This is a genomic window from Ruegeria sp. HKCCD6157, from assembly GCF_013110685.1.
Taxonomy (GTDB): domain Bacteria; phylum Pseudomonadota; class Alphaproteobacteria; order Rhodobacterales; family Rhodobacteraceae; genus Ruegeria.
On record NZ_WVRB01000001.1, the window covers coordinates 232,980 to 255,123 of the forward strand.

A 22,144-nucleotide genomic window follows, 5' to 3' on the forward strand; every position below is an offset into this window, starting at 1 on the left:
ATCAAGCAGAAATGCCGCGCTTTTCAGAAATTTTTCAGAAATCAAGACCCAGATCAACGGTTCGGGCGGAATGCGTCAGCGCCCCGGACGAGATGTAATCGACCCCGGTCGCCGCAATTGATGCAACCCGATCCAACGTCACATTACCGCTGGCTTCGGTCTTCATCCGCCCGTCCACCATGGCAACCGCTTCGCGCAGCATCTCGTCATCCATGTTGTCCAGCAATACGACGGACGCGCCGCCAATCCTGAGGACTTCGGCCAGCTGGTCCGGTCGATCGACTTCGATCTCGACGGCCATCATGTGGCTGGCTTGCGCTTTGGCGGCCTCAAGAACCTGACGCACACCCCCGGCGGCGGCGATGTGGTTGTCCTTGATCAGGATCGCGTCGGACAAAGAGTAGCGATGATTGAAACCGCCGCCATGCAGCACGGCCTGTTTTTCCACGATGCGAAGTCCGGGCGTGGTTTTGCGGGTACAGGTCATGCGGGCATTCGTGCCCTTTGTCTGCTGAACAAAGCTGGCTGTTTTTGTGGCAATACCGGTCAGACGACCGGCAAAATTCAGCGCGACCCGCTCACCCGACAGGATCGAGGCCGCAGAACCTTTGATGGTCATCAGCGTGTCGCCGCGCCGACAAGGCTGGCCATCCTTGACATGCACCTCAACCTCAAGCGTCGGGTCGACCAGCCGGAACGCTATCGTCGCCACCTGCATGCCCGAAACGACGGCATCCTCACGCGCATTCAGCCGGGCCGTATAGGTCGCGTTCGGTGGGATCACGGCGCGGGTGGTCACATCACCGTATGCTCCCAGATCCTCCATCAGCGCCGCGCGGATGACGGGTTCGAGGATCAGATCGGGCAGGGTCGCAAAACTCATGATATTTCCTTGCAGGCTTCGGCGCGAATGTGCAGCGCGTCGCTAAGATATATCTGGGATCGTTTGCCGGGGCCATCGGCAGCTTCCGGAAAGTCGGATCGCTCATGCGCGCCGCGGCTTTCTTCGCGCTGCAATGCCGCCGCGGCGATCAAGGTTGCTGTGGCACACATGTTTCTGAAGGACGGGCATGTGCCATGCTGCTCTTCGAGCGTGGCAATCCTGCGCAATGCCCGGCATAACCCGGCGCGGTCCCGGACAACGCCAACATCGCGCGACATGGTCGTGCGCAACATACTGACCGCATCGGACGTATCAGGGATGTCAGCTTGATCAAATCGAAGGGCCACAGGTTCCGACGCGGAAGTGTCCGGTATCGAACGCGCAATGTTCTGGGCACAGATGCGTGCAAACACCAACGCTTCGAGCAAACCGTTCGAGGCCAGCCGGTTGGCGCCGTGAAGGCCGGTCGAAGACGCCTCGCCGCACACCCACAACCGATCCAGCGTCGCGCGGCCATCAGTGCCTGTGGCAATCCCGCCCATGTGGTAATGCGCTGCTGGAGCAACCGGGATCGCATCCCGGACCGGATCGATTCCGTTGCGCGCGCAATATGCGGCAACCGCCGGGAAAAGTTCATTGATTTGCGCGCCCAAAGCCTTGCGGGTGTCCAGCATCGGGCGGTTGCCGGCCTGTACCTCGGCAAATATCGCCCGGGCCACAACGTCGCGCGGGGCAAGCTCGGCATCAGGGTGAACGGCCTGCATGAAACGCTCGCCGTGCTTGTTTATCAGTATTGCCCCTTCTCCGCGCAGGGCCTCGGTCGCCAGCGGGGCCGGATCTTCACCCACGTCCATGGCGGTGGGGTGGAACTGCACGAATTCGGCATCGGCGATCAGCGCCCCCGCCCGTGCGGCCATTCCGATAACCTGCCCCCGGATGCGGGCCGGATTGGTCGTCAGGGCATAAAGCCCGCCAGAACCGCCACCCGCCAACAATACGGCAGGTGCACGAAGCGTCACGGGCGCGGATCCGCTTTCCGAGGCCTCCTGCAAAACCACGCCCACCACGCGCCCATCCGTCACTTCTAGCGCAACGGCAAGGACCCCTTCCAACACCTGCACTGACGGAGTTTCGCGCACTCGTTCGATCAGGGCGGCCATGATTTCACTGCCGGCCTGATCGCCCTTTACCCGCACGACACGGGCAAAACTGTGCGCGGCTTCTCGGGACAGGACATACCCGCCACCCTCGGTGCGATCAAATGGTGTGCCCAAAGTGGTCAGGTCCAGAATATAATCCCGCGCCTCTCGCGTCACCAAATCCGCAACGTCAGGCTCGACAGTGCCTGCCCCGGCATTGACGGTATCAACGGCGTGGCTTTCCGGGCTGTCGGCCAGGTCCATCGCTGCCGCCACGCCGCCCTGCGCCCATGCCGAACTTGCACCTTCGCCCAAAGGATCAGGCGAGATGATCACCACCGGGCGCGGCGCCAGTTTCAGCGCAGCATAAAGCGCGCCAATCCCGGCCCCGACAATAACGACGCGATCCGTGGTGATGTCGGTCATTGCCGATCAGATGCCGAGCTTGCGGGACAGATCAATCATCGCCTGAACAGATTTGCGCGCCTTCTTTGCCACGTCTTCGGCGACCTCGACCTGGCCTTCCATCGTGTGCAACGCATAGAGGATCTTTTCCAGCGTGATCTTTTTCATGTACGGGCACATATTGCACGGCCCTACGAAATCGACCTCGGGCAGTTCATCCGCGATGTTCGACGCCATCGAACATTCGGTGATCAGCATCGCTTTTTCGGGTTTCTCATCATGCACATATTTGATGATCCCGCTGGTTGAACCGGAAAAATCCGCCTCGGCCACCACATCCGGCGGGCATTCCGGGTGCGCAATCAGGCGTGTTCCGGGGTTCCATTCCCGGAAGTCGCGCAGGTCCTGTGCGGTGTATTGTTCATGCACGATGCAGGAACCGGGCCAGTACACCACGTTCTTGTGGCTTTCATTCGCCACGTTTTGAGCCAGATATTGATCCGGCGTCATGATGACCGTGTCGCTCTCCATGGCATTCACGATCTGCAAGGCGTTCGACGAGGTGCAGCAGATATCCGAGGCCGCTTTGACCTCGGCAGTGGTGTTCACGTAAGACACAACCGGCGCACCTGGGTATTTGGCCCGCATTTCGTCGATTCCTTCGGCAGTAATCGATTCTGCCAAAGAACAGCCGGCATCCATGTCGGGCATCAGAACAGTTTTCCCGGGGCTCAGAATTTTCGATGTCTCGGCCATGAAATGAACCCCGGCCTGAACGATCACATCCTCTTCCACCTCGCTGGCCTTGATCGCCAGTTGCAGGCTGTCACCCACGAAATCGGACACACCATGATAGATTTCCGGTGTCATGTAATTGTGCCCAAGGATCACGGCGTTACGCTCTTTCTTGAGCGCGTTGATCGCCCGCACATAGGGCGCATAGATCGCCCAATCCGGCGGGCTGATCACACGATCCATACGGGCAAACGTGTCTTTCATCTCATTGGCCAACGTGGCCGATGGGGCGAGGTCATAGACGTCCGAAAGAACAGTGCGGACTTGTGCAATATCGAGCAACGGGCGAGCCACCTTTGTCAGTTGTCGTTAGCCTGGCGGGCTGCTTAACGGCTTAGCCCTAGCGGAAACATCCCCGGTTCGAAACCGGAAAATGAGACGTTAGCGCTAAGCCATGCAGACAAATTCAAAGATGAATGGCAAATCAGCCCAGAATCCCCGGCAGACGCAGCCCGTGTTTACGTGCGCAGGCCTTGGCATCCGCATAACCCGCATCTGCGTGACGCCAGACGCCAGAAGCCGGATCGTTCCACAGAACCCGTTCGAGACGTCTGGCCGCTGCATCGGTTCCGTCGGCACAAATCACGACACCCGCATGTTGACTGAAACCCATGCCAACGCCGCCTCCGTGGTGCAGCGAGACCCATGTCGCGCCCGAGGCGGTATTGACCAGCGCATTCAGCAGCGGCCAATCCGACACCGCGTCCGAGCCGTCCTTCATCGCCTCGGTTTCGCGGTTCGGCGACGCGACCGAGCCGCTGTCGAGGTGGTCGCGACCGATGACGACCGGCGCCTTCAATTCTCCGGTTTTGACCATCTCGTTGAATGCCAGCCCAGCCTTGTGGCGGTCACCCAGTCCGATCCAGCAGATGCGCGCGGGCAGGCCCTGAAAGGCGATGCGCTCCTGCGCCATGTCGAGCCAATTGTGCAGATGGGTATTTTCGGGGAACAGTTCCTTCATCTTTGCGTCAGTTTTGTAGATATCCTCGGGATCACCCGACAGCGCACACCAGCGGAACGGGCCAATGCCGCGGCAGAACAACGGGCGGATATAGGCGGGCACGAAACCGGGGAAGGCAAAGGCGTTTTCCAAGCCTTCGTCCTGCGCCACCTGCCGGATGTTGTTGCCATAGTCCAGGGTTGGCACACCCGCGTTCCAGAAATCGACCATGGCGGCCACGTGTTGCTTCATCGACGCTCGGGCTGCCTTTTCCACGGCCTTGGGGTCGCTTTCCCTCTTGTCTTTCCACTGCGCCATGCCCCAGCCCAATGGCAGATAGCCGTTGACCGGATCATGGGCGCTGGTCTGGTCGGTCACGATGTCAGGGCGCATCCCGCCCGCCTGCATCCGCCGGTAGATTTCGGGGAAAATCTCGGCCGCATTGCCCAGCAAACCGACCGATTTCGCCTCGCCCGCCCTGGTCCAGCGGTCGATCATTTCCAGCGCTTCGTCCAGCGACTCGGCCTTTTCGTCGAGATACTTGGTACGCAGGCGGAAATCGATGCTGTCTGGATTGCACTCGACAGCCAGGCAACACGCCCCTGCAAAGACCGCCGCCAGAGGTTGCGCACCACCCATGCCGCCCAGACCGCCAGTCAGAATCCACTTGCCGTTCAGGTCCCCGTCATAGTGTTGGCGTCCCGCCTCGGCGAAGGTTTCGTAGGTGCCCTGAACGATGCCTTGCGTCCCGATATAGATCCACGAACCGGCAGTCATCTGGCCGTACATCATCAGGCCCTTCTTATCGAGCTCGTTGAAGTGGTCCCAGTTGGCCCAATGCGGCACGAGGTTCGAGTTCGCGATCAGCACCCGAGGTGCATCCGCATGCGTCCGAACGATGGCGACCGGTTTGCCGGATTGCACCACCAGAGTTTCATCTTCCTCCAGGTCCTTGAGGCTGGCAACGATGGTGTCAAAATCTTTCCATGTCCGCGCGGCGCGGCCGATGCCGCCATAGACAACCAGCTCATGCGGGTTCTCGGCCACATCCGGGTGCAGATTGTTCATCAGCATCCGCATCGGGGCTTCGGTCATCCAGCTTTTGGCGTTCAGTTCGGGCCCTGTCGGGGGATAGATGTCACGGGTATTTTTGCGAGGATCGGTCATCCGGCAAGCTCCAATGCAGTGTCATGGATAGCGTCAAGAATGTCTTTGAGCCACCGGCGCAGGCGGTCGGCTTTGTCGGTGTCAAAAGCCCAGGGCGGCGCTTCAGTTTTCAGGTAGGTCGACTGAGCCAGCTCCATCTGGATCGCGTGAACCCCTTCCGAGGGGCGCCCATAATGGCGCGTTGTCCATCCGCCCTTGAACCGCCCATTCAGAACAGCCGCACAGGGCGAGGACGCCGCGAATTCATGCGCTATGGCTTCGATTTCCGGCGCGCAGGTCGCCCCATTGTTCGTGCCGATGCTCATATCGGGCAGAGTATCTTCGAACAGAAAAGGAATATGGCTGCGGATCGAGTGGCAATCATACAGCACCGCAACCCCATGCGCCGCCTTCACGCGTTCCAGCTCGGCCTTCAGGGCGGCATGATACGGTGCATGAAAAGCTTCCCGTCGTTCGAGGATATCCTTTTCCGAAGGCGGGATGTCCCAGATGCCCTGGCCGTCAAAATCCGTCAGCGGCACAAGAGAGGTCGTGTTCTGGCCGGGATAAAGCGACACGCCCGTCGGGTCCCGGTTGGCGTCGATCACATATCGGTGGAAGGTCGCCCGAACCGTCGTCGCACCGGGCAGAAGTCCTTCATACAAGGTGTGAACATGCCAATCCGTATCCGCCAGAGCCTTGCCCCGCGCATTCAACTTGGCCTCGATCGTGGCCGGAACATGGGTGCCGGTATGCGGCAGACCCAGCACGATCGGACCGTCACCGCGCGAAATCTCGACCGGGCCGCTCATGCGCCAAGTTCCGGCATGGCGATGCCCGTGCCACGGGCAATCTCACCACTGGCAATCAGGGCCGAGGCTGCTTCGATCTCGGGTGCCATATAGCGATCGTCACCCAAGGCCGGCACCACGGCGCGCAGCCGTGCCATCACGGCCTGCAACGTTTCGCTCGTAGGCAGCGGCGCACGGAACTCGACCCCTTGTGTGGCACACAGCAGTTCGACCCCTAGAATGCGTTCCAGATTGGTAACCATCTGCCCCAATCGCCGCGCACCATGGGCCGCCATCGAAACGTGATCTTCCTGATTAGCCGATGTGGGCGTCGAGTCCGTCACGCATGGATTGGCCAGATGCTTGTTTTCGCTCATCAGTGCGGCAGTCGTCACCTCAGCGATCATATAGCCCGAATTCAGGCCCGGATTGGGCGTCAGAAATGGCGGTAGATCAAAGCTGAGCGCCGGATCGACGATCAACGCAATGCGGCGTTGCGCAATTGCCCCGATCTCGGCCACGGCAAGCGCGATCATGTCTGCGGCAAACCCAACGGGTTCGGCGTGAAAATTCCCGCCCGAAACGATCAGGCCGGTTTCCGATAGAACCAGAGGATTGTCCGTCGCCGCGTTGGCCTCGATTTCCAGCGTTGTAGCGGCCTGCCTCAGCACATCCATCGCGGCCCCCACCACCTGAGGCTGGCAGCGGATACAATACGGATCCTGAACCCGGGTATCGCCATCCCGATGGCTTTCACGAATGACAGACCCGGCCAGCAGCGCCCGCATGGTCACGCCGGCCTCGATCTGCCCGCGATGCCCGCGCAACGTGTGGATTTCCGGTTGCAACGGGGCGGTCGAACCCATGATCGCATCCGTCGTCAGCGCCGAGGTAACCAGCGCGCTTTGCGCCGCCTGCCATGCGCCAAACAAGCCGGACAGTGCAAAGGCCGTCGAAAACTGGGTGCCATTGATCAGCGCCAGCCCTTCTTTGGGGCCCAGTTCGATCGGGCGCAGACCCGCTTTGGACAGCGCAGCGTCCCCGGGCATCACATCGCCGCCAAACTCGGCCTCACCAGCGCCCATCATGACGGCAGCCATGTGGGACAAGGGCGCAAGATCACCCGAAGCACCGACCGAACCCTGCGCCGGGATCACCGGGGTCACACCCTTGGACAACATCCCTTCCAGCAGGGTGATCACTTCTGGCCGAACCCCCGAGGCCCCGCGCCCCAGGCTCAGCAATTTCAGAACCATCATCAATCTGGCAAGGGCGCGCGGGATCGCAGGGCCCACGCCGCAGCAATGGCTGAGGATCAGGTTGCGCTGCAAGGTTGCCGTGTCCTCGGCCGCGATTTTGACGCTTGCCAGTTTCCCGAACCCTGTATTCACGCCATATACGGCGGCCTCTCCCGCCGCCGCATCGGCGATGCGCTTGTGCGCTTCTTCGACGGCCGGGCGGCAGGCGGGGTCCAACCGAACTGCGCACTCTTCGCGAAAGACCTGTTCCAGCTGCGACAGGGTAACGGTGCCCGGGGTAAGGGTGAGGGTCGTCAAAATATACCTCCGAATATGCGGGTATGAAGAGGGTTGAAGCCGATGCGATAGGCCAATTCCGCGGGGTGTTCGACATTCCAAACCGCCAGATCAGCGCGCCGCCCGACTGAGATCTGACCGCAGTCAGCCAACCCGAGAGCACGAGCCGCGTGAACCGTCACGCCTTGCAGGGCCTCCTCTGGCGTCATGCGAAACAGGGTGCATCCCATGTTCATCGCCAGCAACAGCGAGGTCATCGGCGCCGAACCGGGATTGCAATCCGTGGCAAGGGCCATGGGCACAGCATGCCGGCGCAACAGGTCAATCGGTGGCGCCTGTGTTTCGCGCAAGGTGTAGAACGCCCCCGGCAGAATAACACCGACGGTACCGGCCTGCGCCATATCCAGAACACCCGCTTCATCAAGGTACTCAATATGATCAGCCGACAGCGCGCCGTATCTGGCAGCCAGTTTTGCGCCGCCCAAATTCGACAATTGTTCGGCGTGGATCTTGATCGGCAGGCCAAGCTCTGTCGCGACATCAAAAAGCGGGATCAACTCTTCCGGTTGAAAAGCGATGCCTTCACAGAAGGCATCGACCGCGTCGACCAATCCCTCGGCATAAGCAGCGCGAAGCGTGGGAATGCAGACCTGATGAATGTAGTCCGACGCCCTGCCCTCATAGTCCCGAGGCACCGCATGAGCCCCCAAAAAGCTGGTCAGAACGCGGACGGGACGATGATCCGGCAACGCACGAGCCGCGCGCAACATGTTCAATTCGGTGTCGTCATCCAATCCGTAACCGGACTTCACTTCGATGACCGATACCCCTTCGGCCAGCATCGCATCAACTCGCGGCAATGCCTGTGCGACCAACTCCTCCACTCCGGCTGCGCGCGTGGCCCTTACCGTCGAGATGATCCCGCCACCGGCGCGCGCGACCTCTTCATAGCTCGCGCCGTTCAGGCGCATTTCGAACTCTGCCGCGCGATGGCCACCGTGAACCACATGGGTGTGGCAATCGATCAAGGCGGGCGTAACCAGGCGCCCACCCATTCGAGCCCTTGGCTGGTCGGCGAAACGTGATGGAAGATCCACAACAGGGCCGACCCATGCGATGCGCCCGTCCTGCAACGCGATCGCGGCATCCGGGACCAAACCGTATGGCCCACCGCCTTCGGTCATCGTTGCGGCATCAAGATCCGTCAAAACCCGCGTTTGCGTCTGCATGTGACACGCACCCTCCGTGCATTTCCTACTTTTCTAGTACATTTCTATCATTTATATGTCTATGCATAAAATGAGGTGAAAAATGGCTATCTTCGCTAATCGCGCTTTACTGAGCACCGGTTGGGCTACGAACCTGCGGGTAGAAATCAGGCAAGGGCTGATAGTGTCGCTGCAACAGGGCGCGACGGCGCAAGAGGGTGACACTTGCGTCGACACCTTGCTGCCCGCATTGGCCAATCTGCACAGCCACGCATTTCAGCGCGCGATGGCGGGTATGACCGAATATCGAAAGGCCGGTCGCGACAGTTTCTGGACGTGGCGGGAACTGATGTATCGTTTCACCGCCCATCTGATGCCTGATCAGATGCAGGCGATTGCCGCTCTGGTCTATATGGAGATGCAGGAAGCCGGCTATGCCTCGGTTGGTGAATTCCATTATCTGCATCACCAGCCAGACGGCACACCTTATGACGATCTTGCAGAGCTGTCCCAGCGGATCATGGCTGCTGCGGCCGAGACGGGAATCGGGCTGACGCATCTGCCCGTACTTTATTCTTACGCAGGGGTCGGCGAACAACCGTTGGAATCGGGACAGCAACGATTTGGCAATGATGTGGACCGCTATCTGGCGTTGGTCGAACAGGCGCAGGCGGCACTGGGCGAACTGCCGGATGACTGCCAGATAGGCATTGCCCCGCATTCCTTGCGCGCGACATCACCGCAAGATCTTGCCCGGGTTCTGGACGCAAAAAAGACGGGACCTGTCCATATTCACATTGCGGAACAACCCATGGAAGTCGAGCAGGTTCACGAGGGTCTGGGCGCCCGCCCGGTGGAATGGCTGCTGAGCAATGCAACGGTAAACCATCGCTGGTGCCTCATCCACGCCACTCATATGACGGAAAAGGAAACCCGCGATATGGCCGCAACGGGCGCGGTCGCGGGGCTTTGCCCGATCACCGAGGCCAATTTGGGGGATGGCCCCTTCAATGGCGCCGCCTTTCTTGAAGCCGGTGGTCGTTTCGGGGTCGGGTCGGATTCAAACGTGTTGGTTTCGATGACAGAGGAACTGCGTACGCTGGAGTATTCCCAACGCCTGCGAGACCTGTCGCGCAATGTCCTGGTCGAAGGGGACGGTTCGGTTGGGCAGACACTGTATTGCAACGCGGCTTTGGGCGGTGCGCAGGCCCTGGGGCGCGCGGCGGGCCAGATCGCAGAAGGAATGCTGGCGGATCTTGTTGCCATTGACAGCCAGGATCCCGCGCTGTGCGCCCTGCGTCCTGAACAATTGCTCGACGGGTTGGTCTTTGCCGCGAAGGATCACGTAGTGACCGATCTGTGGTCGGCTGGCCGCCATCAGGTACGCCAGGGCCGCCATATTGCTCGGGATCGGATCGTATCTGGCTATCGGCAGGCCATGGCTGATCTCATGCCGAAGCTTTGAGCTTGCTGTCGCCTTTACGGGCTGACAAAAATGGCCTCATAATAGCAATATGTTTGTACGTAATTGGATGAACACCAAGTGACCGATCAAAAACATCTCGGCTTTCAGGACATTCGGGACGAAGTCGTGAACCGCATTCAAACCCGTGTCTGGCCACAGGGCAGCCTGTTGCCCACCGAGATGGAACTGGCAGCCGAATTCGGTGTTGCGCGGGCAACGGTCAATCGGGCGCTGCGGGAACTTGCCGAACAGGGAATTGTCACCCGCAAACGCAAAGGTGGCACGCGTGTCGTGACCACACCGGTAAAGCAGGCGAAATTGCCGATCACTGTCGTTCGGCAGACCATCGAAGAAATGAACGCCGAATACCGCTATGCTCTGGTCAGCCGAACACTGATCGATTGCCCCGCGTGGTTGCAGGCAAAGCTGAACATCCCGGAAGGTGCGCAGGTCGTCCATCTGCAATGCATGCACCACGCCGACAACCGCCCGTTCCAGTTCGAGGAACGCTGGATCAACGTCAGCACCGTGCCTCAGGTTCTCGACGAAGATTTCCTGACCACCGGGCCGAATGAGTGGCTGCTGTCCGAGGTGCCGTTTTCAAACGCTGAAATTGCCTTCTCTGCCGTCCCGGCAACAGGGCATTTGCAGGAGTTTCTGGCGGTACCGCCCGGAACACCGTTGTTTCAGCTGGAACGCACGACTTGGTTTCGCAGCGATCCGGTTACTTTCGTGCGCATGACTTTCCACCAGGGATACCAGATGCGCACCACGTATTGAGGCCAGAGCACCGAACAGGTTTGACATATGAGCAAAACCTCATCGCTTCGATCCCACCTTCCTGACTGTCGTGGCAGTCACCTTTGCCCGCTCAGCTTCCGAAGCAGCAGAGATTTGGTTCTCTTTGTTCAGCGGCCAGGGCAGAGACAATTGTACAATCGTCGGAACGGCAAATATGGCGGCAGATCGACTCGAACCTCAGCGTGGTCAGGTCGAAACCTTTGCTGATGCGGCTTGATCCATCTTGTTTGGGAAGCCTCACCTCAAGTTCGTATCCGAAACAGTGTGTAAGCCGGATGAAATCATACGGCGGAGCATCCTCTGGGGTGATGGATGGCAAGGTGCAAAGCGGGTGCCCTTTTCGAAGGGCCAGAAACAATGGTTCAGACCAGATTGAAGTGAAATCCAAAGTTGCGCTGCTGTTAATCTTCGCCGCAAGCGCCATGTCCAGCAAGTGATCATCGACCATACGCAACATGTTTTCAGGCAGACCCTCGACCAGCGTGACCCGCATCCACGGAAACAGCGAGCTGAAGGGTTCAGAGAGATACCCGGTCAGATAAGGGGCCAGAGTTGGATTCATTCCGACAGTCAAAGGAACTGTTTCGGGGTCGCGGAACTCGGTCGCGGTGTCACGGATTTTCTGCGCATTGTTCAGAAGGCGCCCAGCCCGTTCAACGACACGGGCACCGTACAGTGTCGGGCGCACCTCGTTGTTGAGGCGCAGGAACAGACCGGTTCCCAATTCCTGTTCAAGCTTTTCGATCTGGTTGGCCAAGGGTGACATTCTCACCGTCACCCTGAGCGGCAGCCTGAACGCGGAGCAAGAGCCCGGACCGGCCTTGGACAGCAAGGTCACCGGCCACGCGACCGTAGTCATCACCCAGAATCCGGCGGCCGGAGAAGTCTCGTATTCCAGCGAACTGAGCGTTGTCGGGTGGAACGAAGCTGACCTGAACACGCCCATCCCCGGCGCGGTTTCGGCCATCCATCTGCACAATGGGCCGGCCGGCCCAAACGGCCCGGTTGTACAGGACACGCTGGTGGAGGCAGGCGCCACGCTGAATGTGAACGCATCAGGGGGCACCGGTGTCATCGGTCAGGACGTGATCTCGAACCAGGTCGAAACCGATGGTCTGTTTTCAATTGAGAACGTCATTGGCTCGGATGATGGCGACGTGATTGTCGGCAGCGATCTGACCAATGCGCTGATCGGTAAAGGCGGCGACGACACCCTTGTCGGTGGCTCGGGCGCAGATACGTTCCAGTTTGGCGTAAATTTCGGCAACGACGTCGTTGAGGATTTTGAAACCGGGCTGGATCAGTTGCAATTCGGCTATTTCGGCCCGGATCAATCCCGGCGACATCAACAAGCTGAAAATCGGTAAGGCCACACGGATTCGTTTCTCGGCTTTTGCGCAGGCCGATGTGCCCGAGGCCCGGGGTTCCCTCTTTGATATCTCAGCCGACGCATTCAAGGATGAACGCACGGGCCAGAGCTAATTCAAGACCTGGATCAAACTGAACGATCAGCAATCAGACGAAGTGGCGGCTTTGGACTTGGTCCCCGGCCAGCCCGAAGACCTGTTCGTCAACACAGGCGAACGCGCGGTGATTGCGTATCTGGCACAGCCTGTCAGCGAGGGTCTGGCCAGCACTTTCATCGAGTAAAGGGTTTTACAAGACTTACAGCTTTAAACTGTTGTGTATCGAGTGTTTTGGTGAGTGAGCGATGGTCTGCGCCCCTGTTCCGGGCGCGGGCCATCACTTTTGTGGATCAGACCCCGTAACGGGCAAGAAACATGTCAACAGCCTGAGCAGCGACCTGATCTATTTCTTCCTGGGTAAACGTGTTCTGAATGCCAAAAGCCGCCCGGGTCCAGATCCGCACTTTGCACAGTTCGGAAAACTGCTCGGCAGCGATATGTACATCATCAATGGCCAATTCACCCTTGGCCACGGCTTTTTCCAGATACTCGGCCATCTGTCGCTGGCCGTTTTGCGGCCCTGCCTCGTAAAACGCACGACCAAGCTCGGGAAACCGGTCGCGTTCGGCAACGCAGATCCTGAAAACCTGCTGCGCGAAATCCGACACGAGGAAGGCCGTCAACTGCGTCGCCGTGATCTGAAGCACTTCGCGGGCAGGCTTGGTTTCGTCGATCATCGAGAGGACCCGCTCGGCCATCAGGCAACATTCTGTCTGGGCCACTTCCATGAACAAAAGGCGCTTGTCCGGGAAATAGCTGTAAAGCGTTGCTTTTGACACGCCAGCCGCGCGGGCAATGTCATCCACACTTGCCCCTTCAAACCCATCCGCCATGAAAACCTCTCGAGCCCCGCGCAGAACCTGGTCGAATTTCCGGCCGGTGCGCAGGATGGTGGCGGTCTGGGTCATGTCTTCTCCTCGATCGATAGCCGCGCCAGTTTATAAACCGTTCGGTTTAGATACAACGATTCTCGAATATTTCAGCGAAGCGGAGGTTGCATTTGCTTTGATGCCGAGGACTTGCAGCGCGTTCAAACCGTGCTAGGACTGGCCCATGGTCGAAATCTTTCTGCGCACCCTTCCCTTTTTCGCGATTATCGGCCTGGGCTTTTGGGCGGGGCGCACGCGGTTCTTCACGGCTGAAGCCACGGCATATCTGACCAAGTTCGTCTTTTTCTTTGCATTGTCGGCGATGCTGTTTCGCTTTGCCGCCACCCTTCCCTTTGCCGAGATTTTCAATGCCCGGCTCATCCTTGGATATCTACTGGGAACCATGACCGTTTACGTTCTGGCGTCGGCCATCGCCTGGCTTCGCGGGCTCGATATTCCGACGGCTGCGGTCGAGGCTCAGTGCGCGGCCATCGGCAATGTCGGGTTCCTCGGGCTGCCCATGCTTTCCCTTTTGTTTTCCGAGGCTGCGATCGGGCCTGTGATGCTGGTCCTGACCGTCGATCTGGTCGTGTTCTCTTCCCTGATCGTGATCCTGATCAACGGCGGCCGTGACGGTAGATTGACCCCGACCACCTTCAAGCTGATCGGACTGGGTTTGGTCCGCAATCCCATGATCGTATCCATCTCGGCCGGTCTCATCTGGTCCTCGCTGCAATTGCCTGTTCCTGAACCTCTTGGCGATTTTCTTATCATTCTCGGTGGGGCAGCAACTCCGGGTGCATTGTTCGCCATTGGCGCGTCATTGGCGGACAAGTCGGCTGAACGTGTCCAGATCGCGGCATGGTTGAGCTTCTGCAAACTGGTGATCCACCCGGCCTGCGTTACGGTCGCTCTGTTATGGCTGATACCGATTGAAACTTTTCCCGCAACTGTTGCCATCTCTGCCGCTGCTTTGCCTGTGGCGGGCAATGTTTACATGCTGGCCGCGCATTACGGCATTGCCCCGCATCGCGCGTCGGCGGCAATCCTTCTATCCACTGTCGTCAGTATTCTCACCGTGCCGACGGTGATCGCCTGGGCGGGCACATTCTGACCTTCACCTTTTCGAAAAATACTCTCAACGAAGGCGCCCAGACTTTACGCCGGGTCCGCGGATCGTTAGCCATGTTGCGACTCGAAAACAAGGACGGTGCCTGATGGAAACCCTTTCGGAAAATGCCTGTTTCGGCGGTGTGCAGGGCGTGTACCGCCACGCCTCCTCGTCGTGCAAATGTGACATGACTTTTGGCCTGTTTCTTCCAGCCGAGGCCAGGGACGGCCCGGTCCCGGTTCTTTGGTATTTGTCGGGATTGACCTGCACCCATGAAAACGCGATGACCAAAGCCGGGGCTCAGGCGTGGGCTGCGGAACAGGGAATTGCCGTGGTGTTTCCGGATACGTCACCGCGTGGTGACGGCGTCGCAGATCACGAAGATTACGACCTGGGTCAGGGCGCGGGGTTCTATGTGAATGCGACACAGGAACCCTGGGCGCCGCATTTCCGGATGTGGGACTATGTCGCCGAAGAGCTGCCCGCCCTGCTGTTCGAAAACTTCGCCATCGACAGCGAACGCCAGGCCATAACGGGCCATTCCATGGGGGGGCACGGCGCCCTGACACTTGCCATGAACCTGCCCGGACGCTTCCGTTCGGTGTCAGCCTTTGCGCCGATCTCGAACCCGACCGGAGCGGATTGGGGCCGCAAACAGCTGAGCGCCTACCTTGGTGACGACGAAGCGCTTTGGTCAAAACACGATGCGTCCTTGTTGATGAAGAAAACCGGCTTCGACGGTCCGATCCTGATCGACACCGGTGCAAACGATCAGTACATGGATTTTCTGCGCCCCGAAGCGTTGGCGCAAGCCATCGCCGAACGTCGCCAGCAAGCGACGTATCGCTTCCAGCCGGGTTACGATCATTCGTACTTCTTTGTGTCCACGTTTATGGAAGATCACGTCATCTTCCATGCCGAGGCACTATACGGAGATTGAGGGATGAGCAGCTACGATTATGACCTGATCATCATAGGGTCGGGGCCTTCAGGGCGTTCTGCGGCGATTCAGGCAGGCAAACTGAAACGGCGTGTGCTGGTCATCGACCGCAAAGACCGTTTTGGTGGCGTCTCTGTCCACACCGGTACGATTCCGTCCAAGACCCTGCGCGAAACGGTTCTAAACCTGTCGGGCTGGCGCGAGCGCAGCTTTTACGGGCGTTCATACCGGGTAAAGGATCAGATCCGGGCAGAAGACTTGAAAGCCCGCCTGCATATGACCCTCGACCATGAAGTCGATGTGTTGGAGCATCAGTTCAACAGGAACCACGTCGAAACCTTGGACGGTCTGGCCAGATTTGTCGGGCCGCACGAAGTAGAGGTCGCAACCGATGCCGGGGAAACAACGCGTGTGACGGCCGCGAAGTTCCTGATTGCGACAGGCACGAAAACCTATCGCCCGGATTATGTCCCGTTCAACGGCAAGACGGTGGTGGATGGTGACGAATTTCTGGAAATGGCAGAGATTCCGCGCTCGTTGGTCGTTATCGGTGCCGGGGTCATTGGCGTAGAATATGCCACGATGTTTTCAGCCCTGGACGTGCGTGTGACGCTGATTGAACCCCGCGACACGTTTCTGGATTTCATCGACAGCCGGTTGATCCACGACTTTACCCATCAGATCCGGGAAAACGGTGTCGACCTGCGTTTGGGCTCGGCTGTCGAGAAAATTGAAGACGCCGGTGAACATGTGGAAGTGACCCTTGAAAACGGTCGCCACGTTCGCGCTGAAATGCTTCTGTTTGCGGCCGGACGCATGGGGGCGACGTCCAAACTCAATCTGGATGCCGTCGGGCTGGAAACAGACCACCGCAACCGGATCAAGGTAGACCGCAAGACATATCAAACGGCGGTGCCGCATATCTATGCCACGGGCGATGTGATCGGACATCCGTCGCTGGCATCGACCTCTTTGCAGCAGGGGCGCGTGGCTGCCTGTCACGCGCTTGAAACGCCCACGCTGCCGGAAAGCCCGTGGTACCCCTATGGCATCTATTCAGTGCCTGAAATATCAACCTGCGGAATGTCGGAAGAAGAATTGCAGGAGCGCAACATCCCCTACGAGGTCGGTGTCGCGCGATTCCGCGAGACGTCACGCGGGCATATCATGGGGCTGGAACACGGCATGTTGAAAATGCTGTTCTCGCTCAAGACCCGCAGAGTGTTGGGTGTCCAGATCGTTGGTGAAGGCGCGACGGAGTTGATCCATATCGCGCAGGCCGTGCTGAACCTGAAAGGTACGGTGGACTACTTCGTTCAGAACACGTTCAACTACCCGACCCTTGCCGAAGCGTATAAAATCGCGGGCCTAGATGCGTTCAACCGCATGCCTATACCCGAGGAATTCAAGGTCAAAAAGAAACCGGTGGAACCAGCAAAGAAAGAGGCAAAAAAGACGTGACGACGCTGTATGTCGATGGCGATGCCTGTCCCGTAAAAACCGAGGCCGAACGGGTCGCTACGCGGCACAAAGTGCCGATGGCGCTGGTGTCCAATGGCGGGCTTCGTCCATCGGCCAACCCGCTGGTACAGGTCATTGTCGTTTCCGAAGGCGCGGATGAGGCCGACAAATGGATTGCCGAACGCTGTGGAGAAGGGGATGTCGTCATAACGTCTGACATCCCTTTGGCCGCAAAATGCGTCGAAGCGGGCGCACGCGTGCTGCGCCCGAATGGTGAAACCTTCACTGCGGCAAATATTGGCCAACAACTGGCAATGCGTGACTTGATGGCCGATCTGCGCGCGGCCAATCCGTTGGGAACCGGCGGCGGTGGGCGACCCTTCGGCAAAGCCGACCGCTCGCGGTTTCTGGACGCCTTGGAACGGGAAATACGTGCCGCCAGAAAGGGATGATCATTCCTTTTGCCAGATCAAATACTGACCCGAATTCAGAAACGCCCGTTTACAAGTACCTCATTAGAACGCACCCTGTGCTTGAATTCCGATCAGGCTTTTCGAACACGGAGACTGCGTTATGAAAGTACAAGGCACCCATTATCGGTCTATTTGGTGGGACAAACCGGCAGGCGTGGTTCGGATCATCGACCAAAGGTGGTTGCCGCATGATTTTCGGGTCGTAACCCTGAAAACGCTTGATGAATTTGCAGCTGCGATACGGGATATGTGGGTCAGGGGCGCACCCTTGATAGGCGCGACCGCTGCGTTTGGGATTGCCGAGCAGATGTCTCGGGACAGCTCCGAAGCCTCCTTTGATGCCGCGTATGACGTTTTGCATGCAACCCGACCCACGGCAATCAACCTGCGCTGGGCATTGGACAGATGCCGAGAAGCGCTGATGCCGCTTGCTCCGGGTGACCGTGTCGAGCGCGCCTGGTCGCTGGCGCAGGAGATTGCAGACGAAGATGTCGAGATCAACGCCTCAATCGGCCGGCACGGGTTGGAACTGATCAAGGATATCGCGGCCCGAAAACCCGCCGGTGAGCCGGTTCGGTTGCTGACGCATTGCAATGCGGGATGGCTGGCGACTGTGGATTGGGGCACGGCCACAAGCCCGATGTATCACGCACATGACGTTGGCATCCCCTTGCACGTCTGGGTGGATGAAACCAGACCGCGCAACCAGGGCGCGCTGACATCCTGGGAATTGGGCGAACATGGCATTCCACATCGTTACATCGTGGACAATGCCGGCGGTCATTTGATGCAGCACGGCCTGGTTGATTTGGTGATTACGGGCACGGACCGAACCACGGCCCAAGGTGATGTTTGCAACAAGATCGGGACCTATCTGAAAGCTTTGGCTGCGCGGGACAACGGTGTGCCATTTTACGTCGCCCTGCCCTCCCCTACGATTGACTGGACCGTTCGCGACGGTGTGGCCGAAATCCCGATCGAAGAACGTGATTCCAGGGAAGTCTCCCATGTCATGGGGGTTGATGGGCAGGGGAACATCTCGGATGTACGCGTGACGCCAGATGGCACGGAAGGTGGCAATCCTGCCTTTGATGTCACCCCAAACCGGCTGGTGACGGGGCTTATCACCGAGCGCGGCGTCAGCGAGGCGTCTGCTGACGGGCTTGCCCGGTTGTTTCCCGAACGGGCTGGTTAACACTTTGTTTATCACAGTCCTGAATTGTGCAATCGCCCCCGCGGATCATGCACCCGCTTAACTTGCTGAGAATGAATGATGATTGAAAACTGGTACAGGGCCGACGAGGCACGTAAATGGCGTGATCGGGCCGGAACAGACCCCGCAGATCAGGAACTGGGCGAACGTGTCTATACCTCGCGGCTGATCGGTCAGAACCCGGACCTCCTGATGCACGGAGGAGGCAACACGTCGGTCAAACTGGAACGCCCTGATCTGTTCGGTGATCCGCAGCGCGTTCTGCATGTCAAGGGATCTGGGTGGGATCTGGACAGCATCGAGGCACCGGGCCTGCCGGGCGTGTGGCTTGATCCTTTGATGAAACTGCGCGCATTGGACCATCTGTCAGATGCGCAGATGGTCAATGTTCAGCGCGCCAATCTGTTGGATTCGGGTTCTCCGAACCCCTCTGTGGAAACTCTGTTGCATGCATTTCTGCCGCACAAATATGTGGATCATACGCATGCGACACCCTTTCTGGTGCTCGCCAATCTGCCAAATGCCAAGGACGTCTGCCGCGAGATTTTTGGCGACCGACTGGGCATTGTGCCCTATATCATGCCTGGCTTCGGGTTGGCCAAAAAGGCGGCCGAGGTATTTGACGAAAACCCGAATGTCGAAGGGCTTCTGCTGCTTCAGCACGGGCATTTCACGTTCGGCGCGACGGCGCAGGAAAGTTATGACCGGATCGTGGCGCATACCAACGAGGTTGCTGCCTATTTCGGAATGAAGGACCTGACGACAATTGGTCGTCGCGATCCGGCTGAGAATCTTGAGGTGTTGCCGATCCTGCGCGGGGTCATCGCCGAAGTGGCGGCCCAACGGGATGACCCGATGCCGGTTTTTGACCTCCGCAACGGGCCGGATGTCATGCAGTTTTTCGATCGTCCGGATATTGACTCATTGGCCCAGCGGGGCATGGCGTCGCCGGATCACGTGTTGCGGACAAAAGGCTGCCCGCTTGTATTGCGCGCGTCGGATTTGTCTGGGGGGCGGGCGCGGATCAAGGCAAAGGTCGAAGAGTTTGCCAAAGACTATCGGGCGTATTTTGAACGGCAGTCGCCGCAGGCCGACGAACCCAAGAAACTGCTGCCCCAAGACCCCAAGCATGCCTGGATCGAGGGCGTGGGGATCCTGGGAATGGGCCCGAACGCAAAGGCTGCCTCGGCAGCGGCAGATCTTGCGGAACAAAACCTGCGCGTTCGAACAGTGGGCGAAGACGCGGGCGGTTTTTTTCCCATCAATGAAAAAGATCGCTTTGATTGTGAATACTGGTCATTGGAACAGGCGAAGCTGGGCAAAAGCTCACCACCTCCGCTTCAGGGCAGGATTGTGATGGTGACCGGCGGTGCAGGGGCGATAGGTCTGGCCACCGCCAAGGCCTTTGCTGACGCCGGTGCAAATGTCGTTCTGGTGGATCAAGATGAACGGGCGTTGGCCGAAGCCAAATCGACACTTGGCACATGGCATTCGACATATGCCTGCGACGTAACCGAGAGAGGCGCCGCAGATGCCGCGATTGCGGCGGCGATACACCGGTTTGGTGGGATCGATGTAATGGTATCGAATGCCGGGTCGGCGACTTCGGGCGCTTTGATGGATCTTGGTGACGACGAGTTCCGCGCGGCTTTTGAACTGAATTTCTTCGCGCACAAGGCATTTGCGACACAGGCTGCCCGAGTGATGCAAGCTCAGGGCCGCGGCGGTCAGATCCTGTTCAATATCTCCAAACAGGCGATCAACCCGGGCCGGAACATGGGGGCTTATGGCACGCCAAAAGCCGCCACACTGTTCCTGTTGCGCCAGCTGACGCTTGAATTGGCCGAATATGGAATCCGTGTGAACGGGGTGAATGCAGATCGAATTCGGTCTGGCCTGCTGACGGATGGTTTCATTCAGGAACGCGCTGCCGCACGTGGCGTTTCCCAGGAGATCTATATGTCAGGCAACCTGCTGGGCCGCGAAGTCGAGGCGAAGCATGTCGCAAACGCCTTTGTTGCGCTGGCGCTGATGGAACGCACCACCGGTCATGTCGTGACGGTGGATGGCGGCAATACCGAGGCCGAACTTCGGTAACGCCTTTGCCCGATTGGTTCCCTGCCTTTGGCGTATCGATGTGCCTCAGGCAGGAACTGCCGTTCGGTTCTCGCGGATCGGCAGGTGGACTATGGCGCTGAAAGCACCGATCGCGACCCCGATCCACCAAACCATGTTGTAGTCTCCATACTGGTCATACATGCGCCCGCCAAGCCAGACGCCCAGGAAGCTGCCGATCTGGTGGCTCAAGAAGATAAAGCCATAGAGCGTTCCCATATAGCGCAGACCGTATAGATGCGCGACGAGCCCGGAGGTCAGCGGCACGGTGGCCAGCCAAAGCGATCCCATCACCAGCGAGAACACGATTACCGTAAACCGTAAGGGGTGTGATCGGGAACACGATGAACAAAGCCGCCGCAATCGTCCGGCCCGTATAAACTGCGGCCAGAAGGTACTTTTTCGGAAAGTGGTTGCCGGCCCAACCCGCCAGCAGCGTACCGCCGATATTGGCCAGACCGATCAATGAAATCGACACCGCACCAAGTGCGGATGTGGAGGTGATCCCGATGGAATGCAGTACGCCTCCGGGCTGGATTGGTCCACACATCTCGGTCACGAAAGCCGGGAAATGCGCGGTGATGAAACCCAGCTGGTATCCGCAGCTGAAAAAACCCAGAAATATCAGCGCATAGGAAGGGTCGCGGAACGCCTTTCCCAGTATCTCGCTCATGCTTTCTTGCATCTCTGCCTTCGAAACGGGCTGTGGTGCACGCATTAAGGGCAAGGTTAGCACAAGGGCAAGAATTGCCGCGGCGAACAGGACAAAAACCTGCTGCCAAGGCAGGAAAGTCAGCAGCCATTCGGCGGTCGGCGCCCCCAGAACCTGCCCAAAGCTGCCCGCAGCGGTAACGATGGCCAGCGACATGGACCGGTTTTCATCGGTGGACGCGCGTCCGACAACCGCCAGAACCACACCAAACCCGGTCCCGGCGATGCCGAAACCCACCAGCCACGCGTATATCTGATGCTCGAACGGCGTAACGGACCACGCCGTCAGCACCATGCCAGCCGCGTAAGTGAGAGCGCCGAGGATGATGGCTCGGCGGTCGCCCACCTTTTCGGCAATCGCAGCAAAGATCGGCTGCCCGATGCCCCAGGCCAGATTCTGAATTGCAATCGCCATCGAGAAACCGGTCCGCAGCCAGCCGAACTCATCGGCTATCGGAATCTGGAATACGCCGAACGACGCACGAATAGCGAAGCTGACCGTGATGATGATACATCCGACAATCAGAATCGGATTCAACAAGCGGGCGGATTGAGACATGGGACCTCAGGCGTTACGTCCGAAGGACCGTATTACTTTTGGTGTCACCGTCAATTCAGCAGATTTGCGGTCACGGATAAACAAAATTGATGTGTCGCCAAAAATGGCTTCTTTTCAA

18 protein-coding genes and 1 pseudogene are annotated in these 22,144 nt (G+C 58.8%); 9 read left to right on the forward strand and 10 right to left on the reverse strand.

All coding sequences use genetic code 11. From position 1 onward, the window contains the following. Positions 1–34 precede the first annotated feature (34 nt). From nadC to hutI, 7 genes are all read right to left on the reverse strand, one after another. The gene (nadC, locus tag GS612_RS00995) at positions 35–883 is read right to left on the reverse strand and encodes a carboxylating nicotinate-nucleotide diphosphorylase (RefSeq protein WP_171638790.1); all 849 of its coding nucleotides are present in this window, start codon (positions 881–883) and stop codon (positions 35–37) included. After that, positions 880–2,448: an L-aspartate oxidase gene (locus tag GS612_RS01000; protein ID WP_171638791.1), complete on the reverse strand. Its 1,569-nt coding sequence runs from the start codon at positions 2,446–2,448 to the stop codon at positions 880–882. Before GS612_RS01000 ends, nadC begins: the two co-directional genes overlap by 4 nt. Before the next feature lie 6 nt (positions 2,449–2,454). Continuing rightward, positions 2,455–3,504 (reverse strand): quinolinate synthase NadA, encoded by a 1,050-nt coding sequence (gene nadA, locus GS612_RS01005; RefSeq protein WP_171638792.1) that lies wholly within the window; start codon positions 3,502–3,504, stop codon positions 2,455–2,457. Between the two features lie 142 nt (positions 3,505–3,646). After that, the gene (hutU, locus tag GS612_RS01010) at positions 3,647–5,329 is read right to left on the reverse strand and encodes a urocanate hydratase (protein ID WP_171638793.1); all 1,683 of its coding nucleotides are present in this window, start codon (positions 5,327–5,329) and stop codon (positions 3,647–3,649) included. Further along, positions 5,326–6,120 carry an N-formylglutamate deformylase gene (gene hutG, locus GS612_RS01015; RefSeq protein WP_171638795.1) on the reverse strand — a complete coding sequence of 265 codons (795 nt, stop codon included), beginning with the start codon at positions 6,118–6,120 and terminating at the stop codon, positions 5,326–5,328. Before hutG ends, hutU begins: the two co-directional genes overlap by 4 nt. Beyond that, complete coding sequence (gene hutH, locus GS612_RS01020; RefSeq protein WP_171638796.1) at positions 6,117–7,655, reverse strand: histidine ammonia-lyase; 1,539 nt, start codon at positions 7,653–7,655, stop codon at positions 6,117–6,119. The genes hutG and hutH overlap by 4 nt, the downstream gene beginning before the upstream one ends. After that, positions 7,652–8,863, reverse strand: a complete 1,212-nt coding sequence (gene hutI, locus GS612_RS01025; protein WP_171638797.1) for an imidazolonepropionase — start codon at positions 8,861–8,863, stop codon at positions 7,652–7,654. Before hutI ends, hutH begins: the two co-directional genes overlap by 4 nt. An 82-nt stretch (positions 8,864–8,945) precedes the next feature. Between hutI and GS612_RS01030 the strand changes: the two genes are divergently transcribed. Together GS612_RS01030 and GS612_RS01035 are read left to right on the forward strand one after the other, a co-directional pair. Further along, positions 8,946–10,307 carry a formimidoylglutamate deiminase gene (locus tag GS612_RS01030; RefSeq protein WP_171638799.1) on the forward strand — a complete coding sequence of 454 codons (1,362 nt, stop codon included), beginning with the start codon at positions 8,946–8,948 and terminating at the stop codon, positions 10,305–10,307. A 78-nt stretch (positions 10,308–10,385) separates the two neighbouring features. Continuing rightward, positions 10,386–11,087, forward strand: coding sequence for a UTRA domain-containing protein (locus GS612_RS01035; RefSeq protein ID WP_171638801.1), 702 nt, complete (start codon positions 10,386–10,388; stop codon positions 11,085–11,087). Positions 11,088–11,178: 91 nt separating this feature from the next. On the opposite strand, the gene GS612_RS01040 is transcribed toward GS612_RS01035, so the two are convergent. Beyond that, the gene (locus GS612_RS01040) at positions 11,179–11,874 is read right to left on the reverse strand and encodes a LysR family transcriptional regulator (protein ID WP_171638802.1); all 696 of its coding nucleotides are present in this window, start codon (positions 11,872–11,874) and stop codon (positions 11,179–11,181) included. Between GS612_RS01040 and GS612_RS01045 the strand changes: the two genes are divergently transcribed. After that, positions 11,858–12,475, forward strand: coding sequence for a CHRD domain-containing protein (locus GS612_RS01045; protein ID WP_171638804.1), 618 nt, complete (start codon positions 11,858–11,860; stop codon positions 12,473–12,475). The two genes, GS612_RS01040 and GS612_RS01045, sit on opposite strands and share 17 nt — an antisense overlap. A gap of 389 nt (positions 12,476–12,864) precedes the next feature. Here GS612_RS01045 and GS612_RS01050 read toward each other — a convergent pair whose 3' ends face one another. Next, complete coding sequence (locus GS612_RS01050; RefSeq protein WP_152460211.1) at positions 12,865–13,482, reverse strand: TetR/AcrR family transcriptional regulator; 618 nt, start codon at positions 13,480–13,482, stop codon at positions 12,865–12,867. A gap of 145 nt (positions 13,483–13,627) precedes the next feature. On the opposite strand from GS612_RS01050, the gene GS612_RS01055 reads away from it, so the two are divergent. The 6 genes from GS612_RS01055 to GS612_RS01080 all read left to right on the forward strand — a co-directional run bounded on the left by GS612_RS01055 (position 13,628) and on the right by GS612_RS01080 (position 20,738). Continuing rightward, positions 13,628–14,557, forward strand: coding sequence for an AEC family transporter (locus GS612_RS01055; protein ID WP_171638806.1), 930 nt, complete (start codon positions 13,628–13,630; stop codon positions 14,555–14,557). Positions 14,558–14,660: 103 nt separating this feature from the next. Next, the gene (gene fghA / locus GS612_RS01060; RefSeq protein WP_171638807.1) at positions 14,661–15,494 is read left to right on the forward strand and encodes an S-formylglutathione hydrolase; all 834 of its coding nucleotides are present in this window, start codon (positions 14,661–14,663) and stop codon (positions 15,492–15,494) included. A gap of 3 nt (positions 15,495–15,497) precedes the next feature. Beyond that, positions 15,498–16,955, forward strand: a complete 1,458-nt coding sequence (gene sthA / locus GS612_RS01065; RefSeq protein ID WP_171638809.1) for a Si-specific NAD(P)(+) transhydrogenase — start codon at positions 15,498–15,500, stop codon at positions 16,953–16,955. After that, complete coding sequence (locus tag GS612_RS01070; protein ID WP_171232267.1) at positions 16,952–17,407, forward strand: YaiI/YqxD family protein; 456 nt, start codon at positions 16,952–16,954, stop codon at positions 17,405–17,407. The genes sthA and GS612_RS01070 overlap by 4 nt, the downstream gene beginning before the upstream one ends. A gap of 121 nt (positions 17,408–17,528) precedes the next feature. Next, positions 17,529–18,623: an S-methyl-5-thioribose-1-phosphate isomerase gene (gene mtnA, locus GS612_RS01075; protein WP_171638810.1), complete on the forward strand. Its 1,095-nt coding sequence runs from the start codon at positions 17,529–17,531 to the stop codon at positions 18,621–18,623. A gap of 75 nt (positions 18,624–18,698) precedes the next feature. Beyond that, positions 18,699–20,738, forward strand: a complete 2,040-nt coding sequence (locus GS612_RS01080; protein ID WP_216603489.1) for a bifunctional aldolase/short-chain dehydrogenase — start codon at positions 18,699–18,701, stop codon at positions 20,736–20,738. 45 nt (positions 20,739–20,783) lie between these two features. Here GS612_RS01080 and GS612_RS01085 read toward each other — a convergent pair. Further along, positions 20,784–22,026: pseudogene (locus tag GS612_RS01085) on the reverse strand (MFS transporter). Between the last annotated feature and the right edge of the window lie 118 nt (positions 22,027–22,144).

Coding starts and splice junctions, on each gene's coding strand:
- nadC (WP_171638790.1), bottom strand. CDS start 883: ATGAGTTTTGCGACCCTGCCCGATCTGATCCTCGAACCCGTCATCCGC.
- GS612_RS01000 (WP_171638791.1), bottom strand. CDS start 2,448: ATGACCGACATCACCACGGATCGCGTCGTTATTGTCGGGGCCGGGATT.
- hutU (WP_171638793.1), bottom strand. CDS start 5,329: ATGACCGATCCTCGCAAAAATACCCGTGACATCTATCCCCCGACAGGG.
- hutG (WP_171638795.1), bottom strand. CDS start 6,120: ATGAGCGGCCCGGTCGAGATTTCGCGCGGTGACGGTCCGATCGTGCTG.
- hutI (WP_171638797.1), bottom strand. CDS start 8,863: ATGCAGACGCAAACGCGGGTTTTGACGGATCTTGATGCCGCAACGATG.
- GS612_RS01030 (WP_171638799.1), top strand. CDS start 8,946: ATGGCTATCTTCGCTAATCGCGCTTTACTGAGCACCGGTTGGGCTACG.
- GS612_RS01040 (WP_171638802.1), bottom strand. CDS start 11,874: ATGTCACCCTTGGCCAACCAGATCGAAAAGCTTGAACAGGAATTGGGA.
- GS612_RS01050 (WP_152460211.1), bottom strand. CDS start 13,482: ATGACCCAGACCGCCACCATCCTGCGCACCGGCCGGAAATTCGACCAG.
- GS612_RS01055 (WP_171638806.1), top strand. CDS start 13,628: ATGGTCGAAATCTTTCTGCGCACCCTTCCCTTTTTCGCGATTATCGGC.
- fghA (WP_171638807.1), top strand. CDS start 14,661: ATGGAAACCCTTTCGGAAAATGCCTGTTTCGGCGGTGTGCAGGGCGTG.
- sthA (WP_171638809.1), top strand. CDS start 15,498: ATGAGCAGCTACGATTATGACCTGATCATCATAGGGTCGGGGCCTTCA.
- mtnA (WP_171638810.1), top strand. CDS start 17,529: ATGAAAGTACAAGGCACCCATTATCGGTCTATTTGGTGGGACAAACCG.
- GS612_RS01080 (WP_216603489.1), top strand. CDS start 18,699: ATGATGATTGAAAACTGGTACAGGGCCGACGAGGCACGTAAATGGCGT.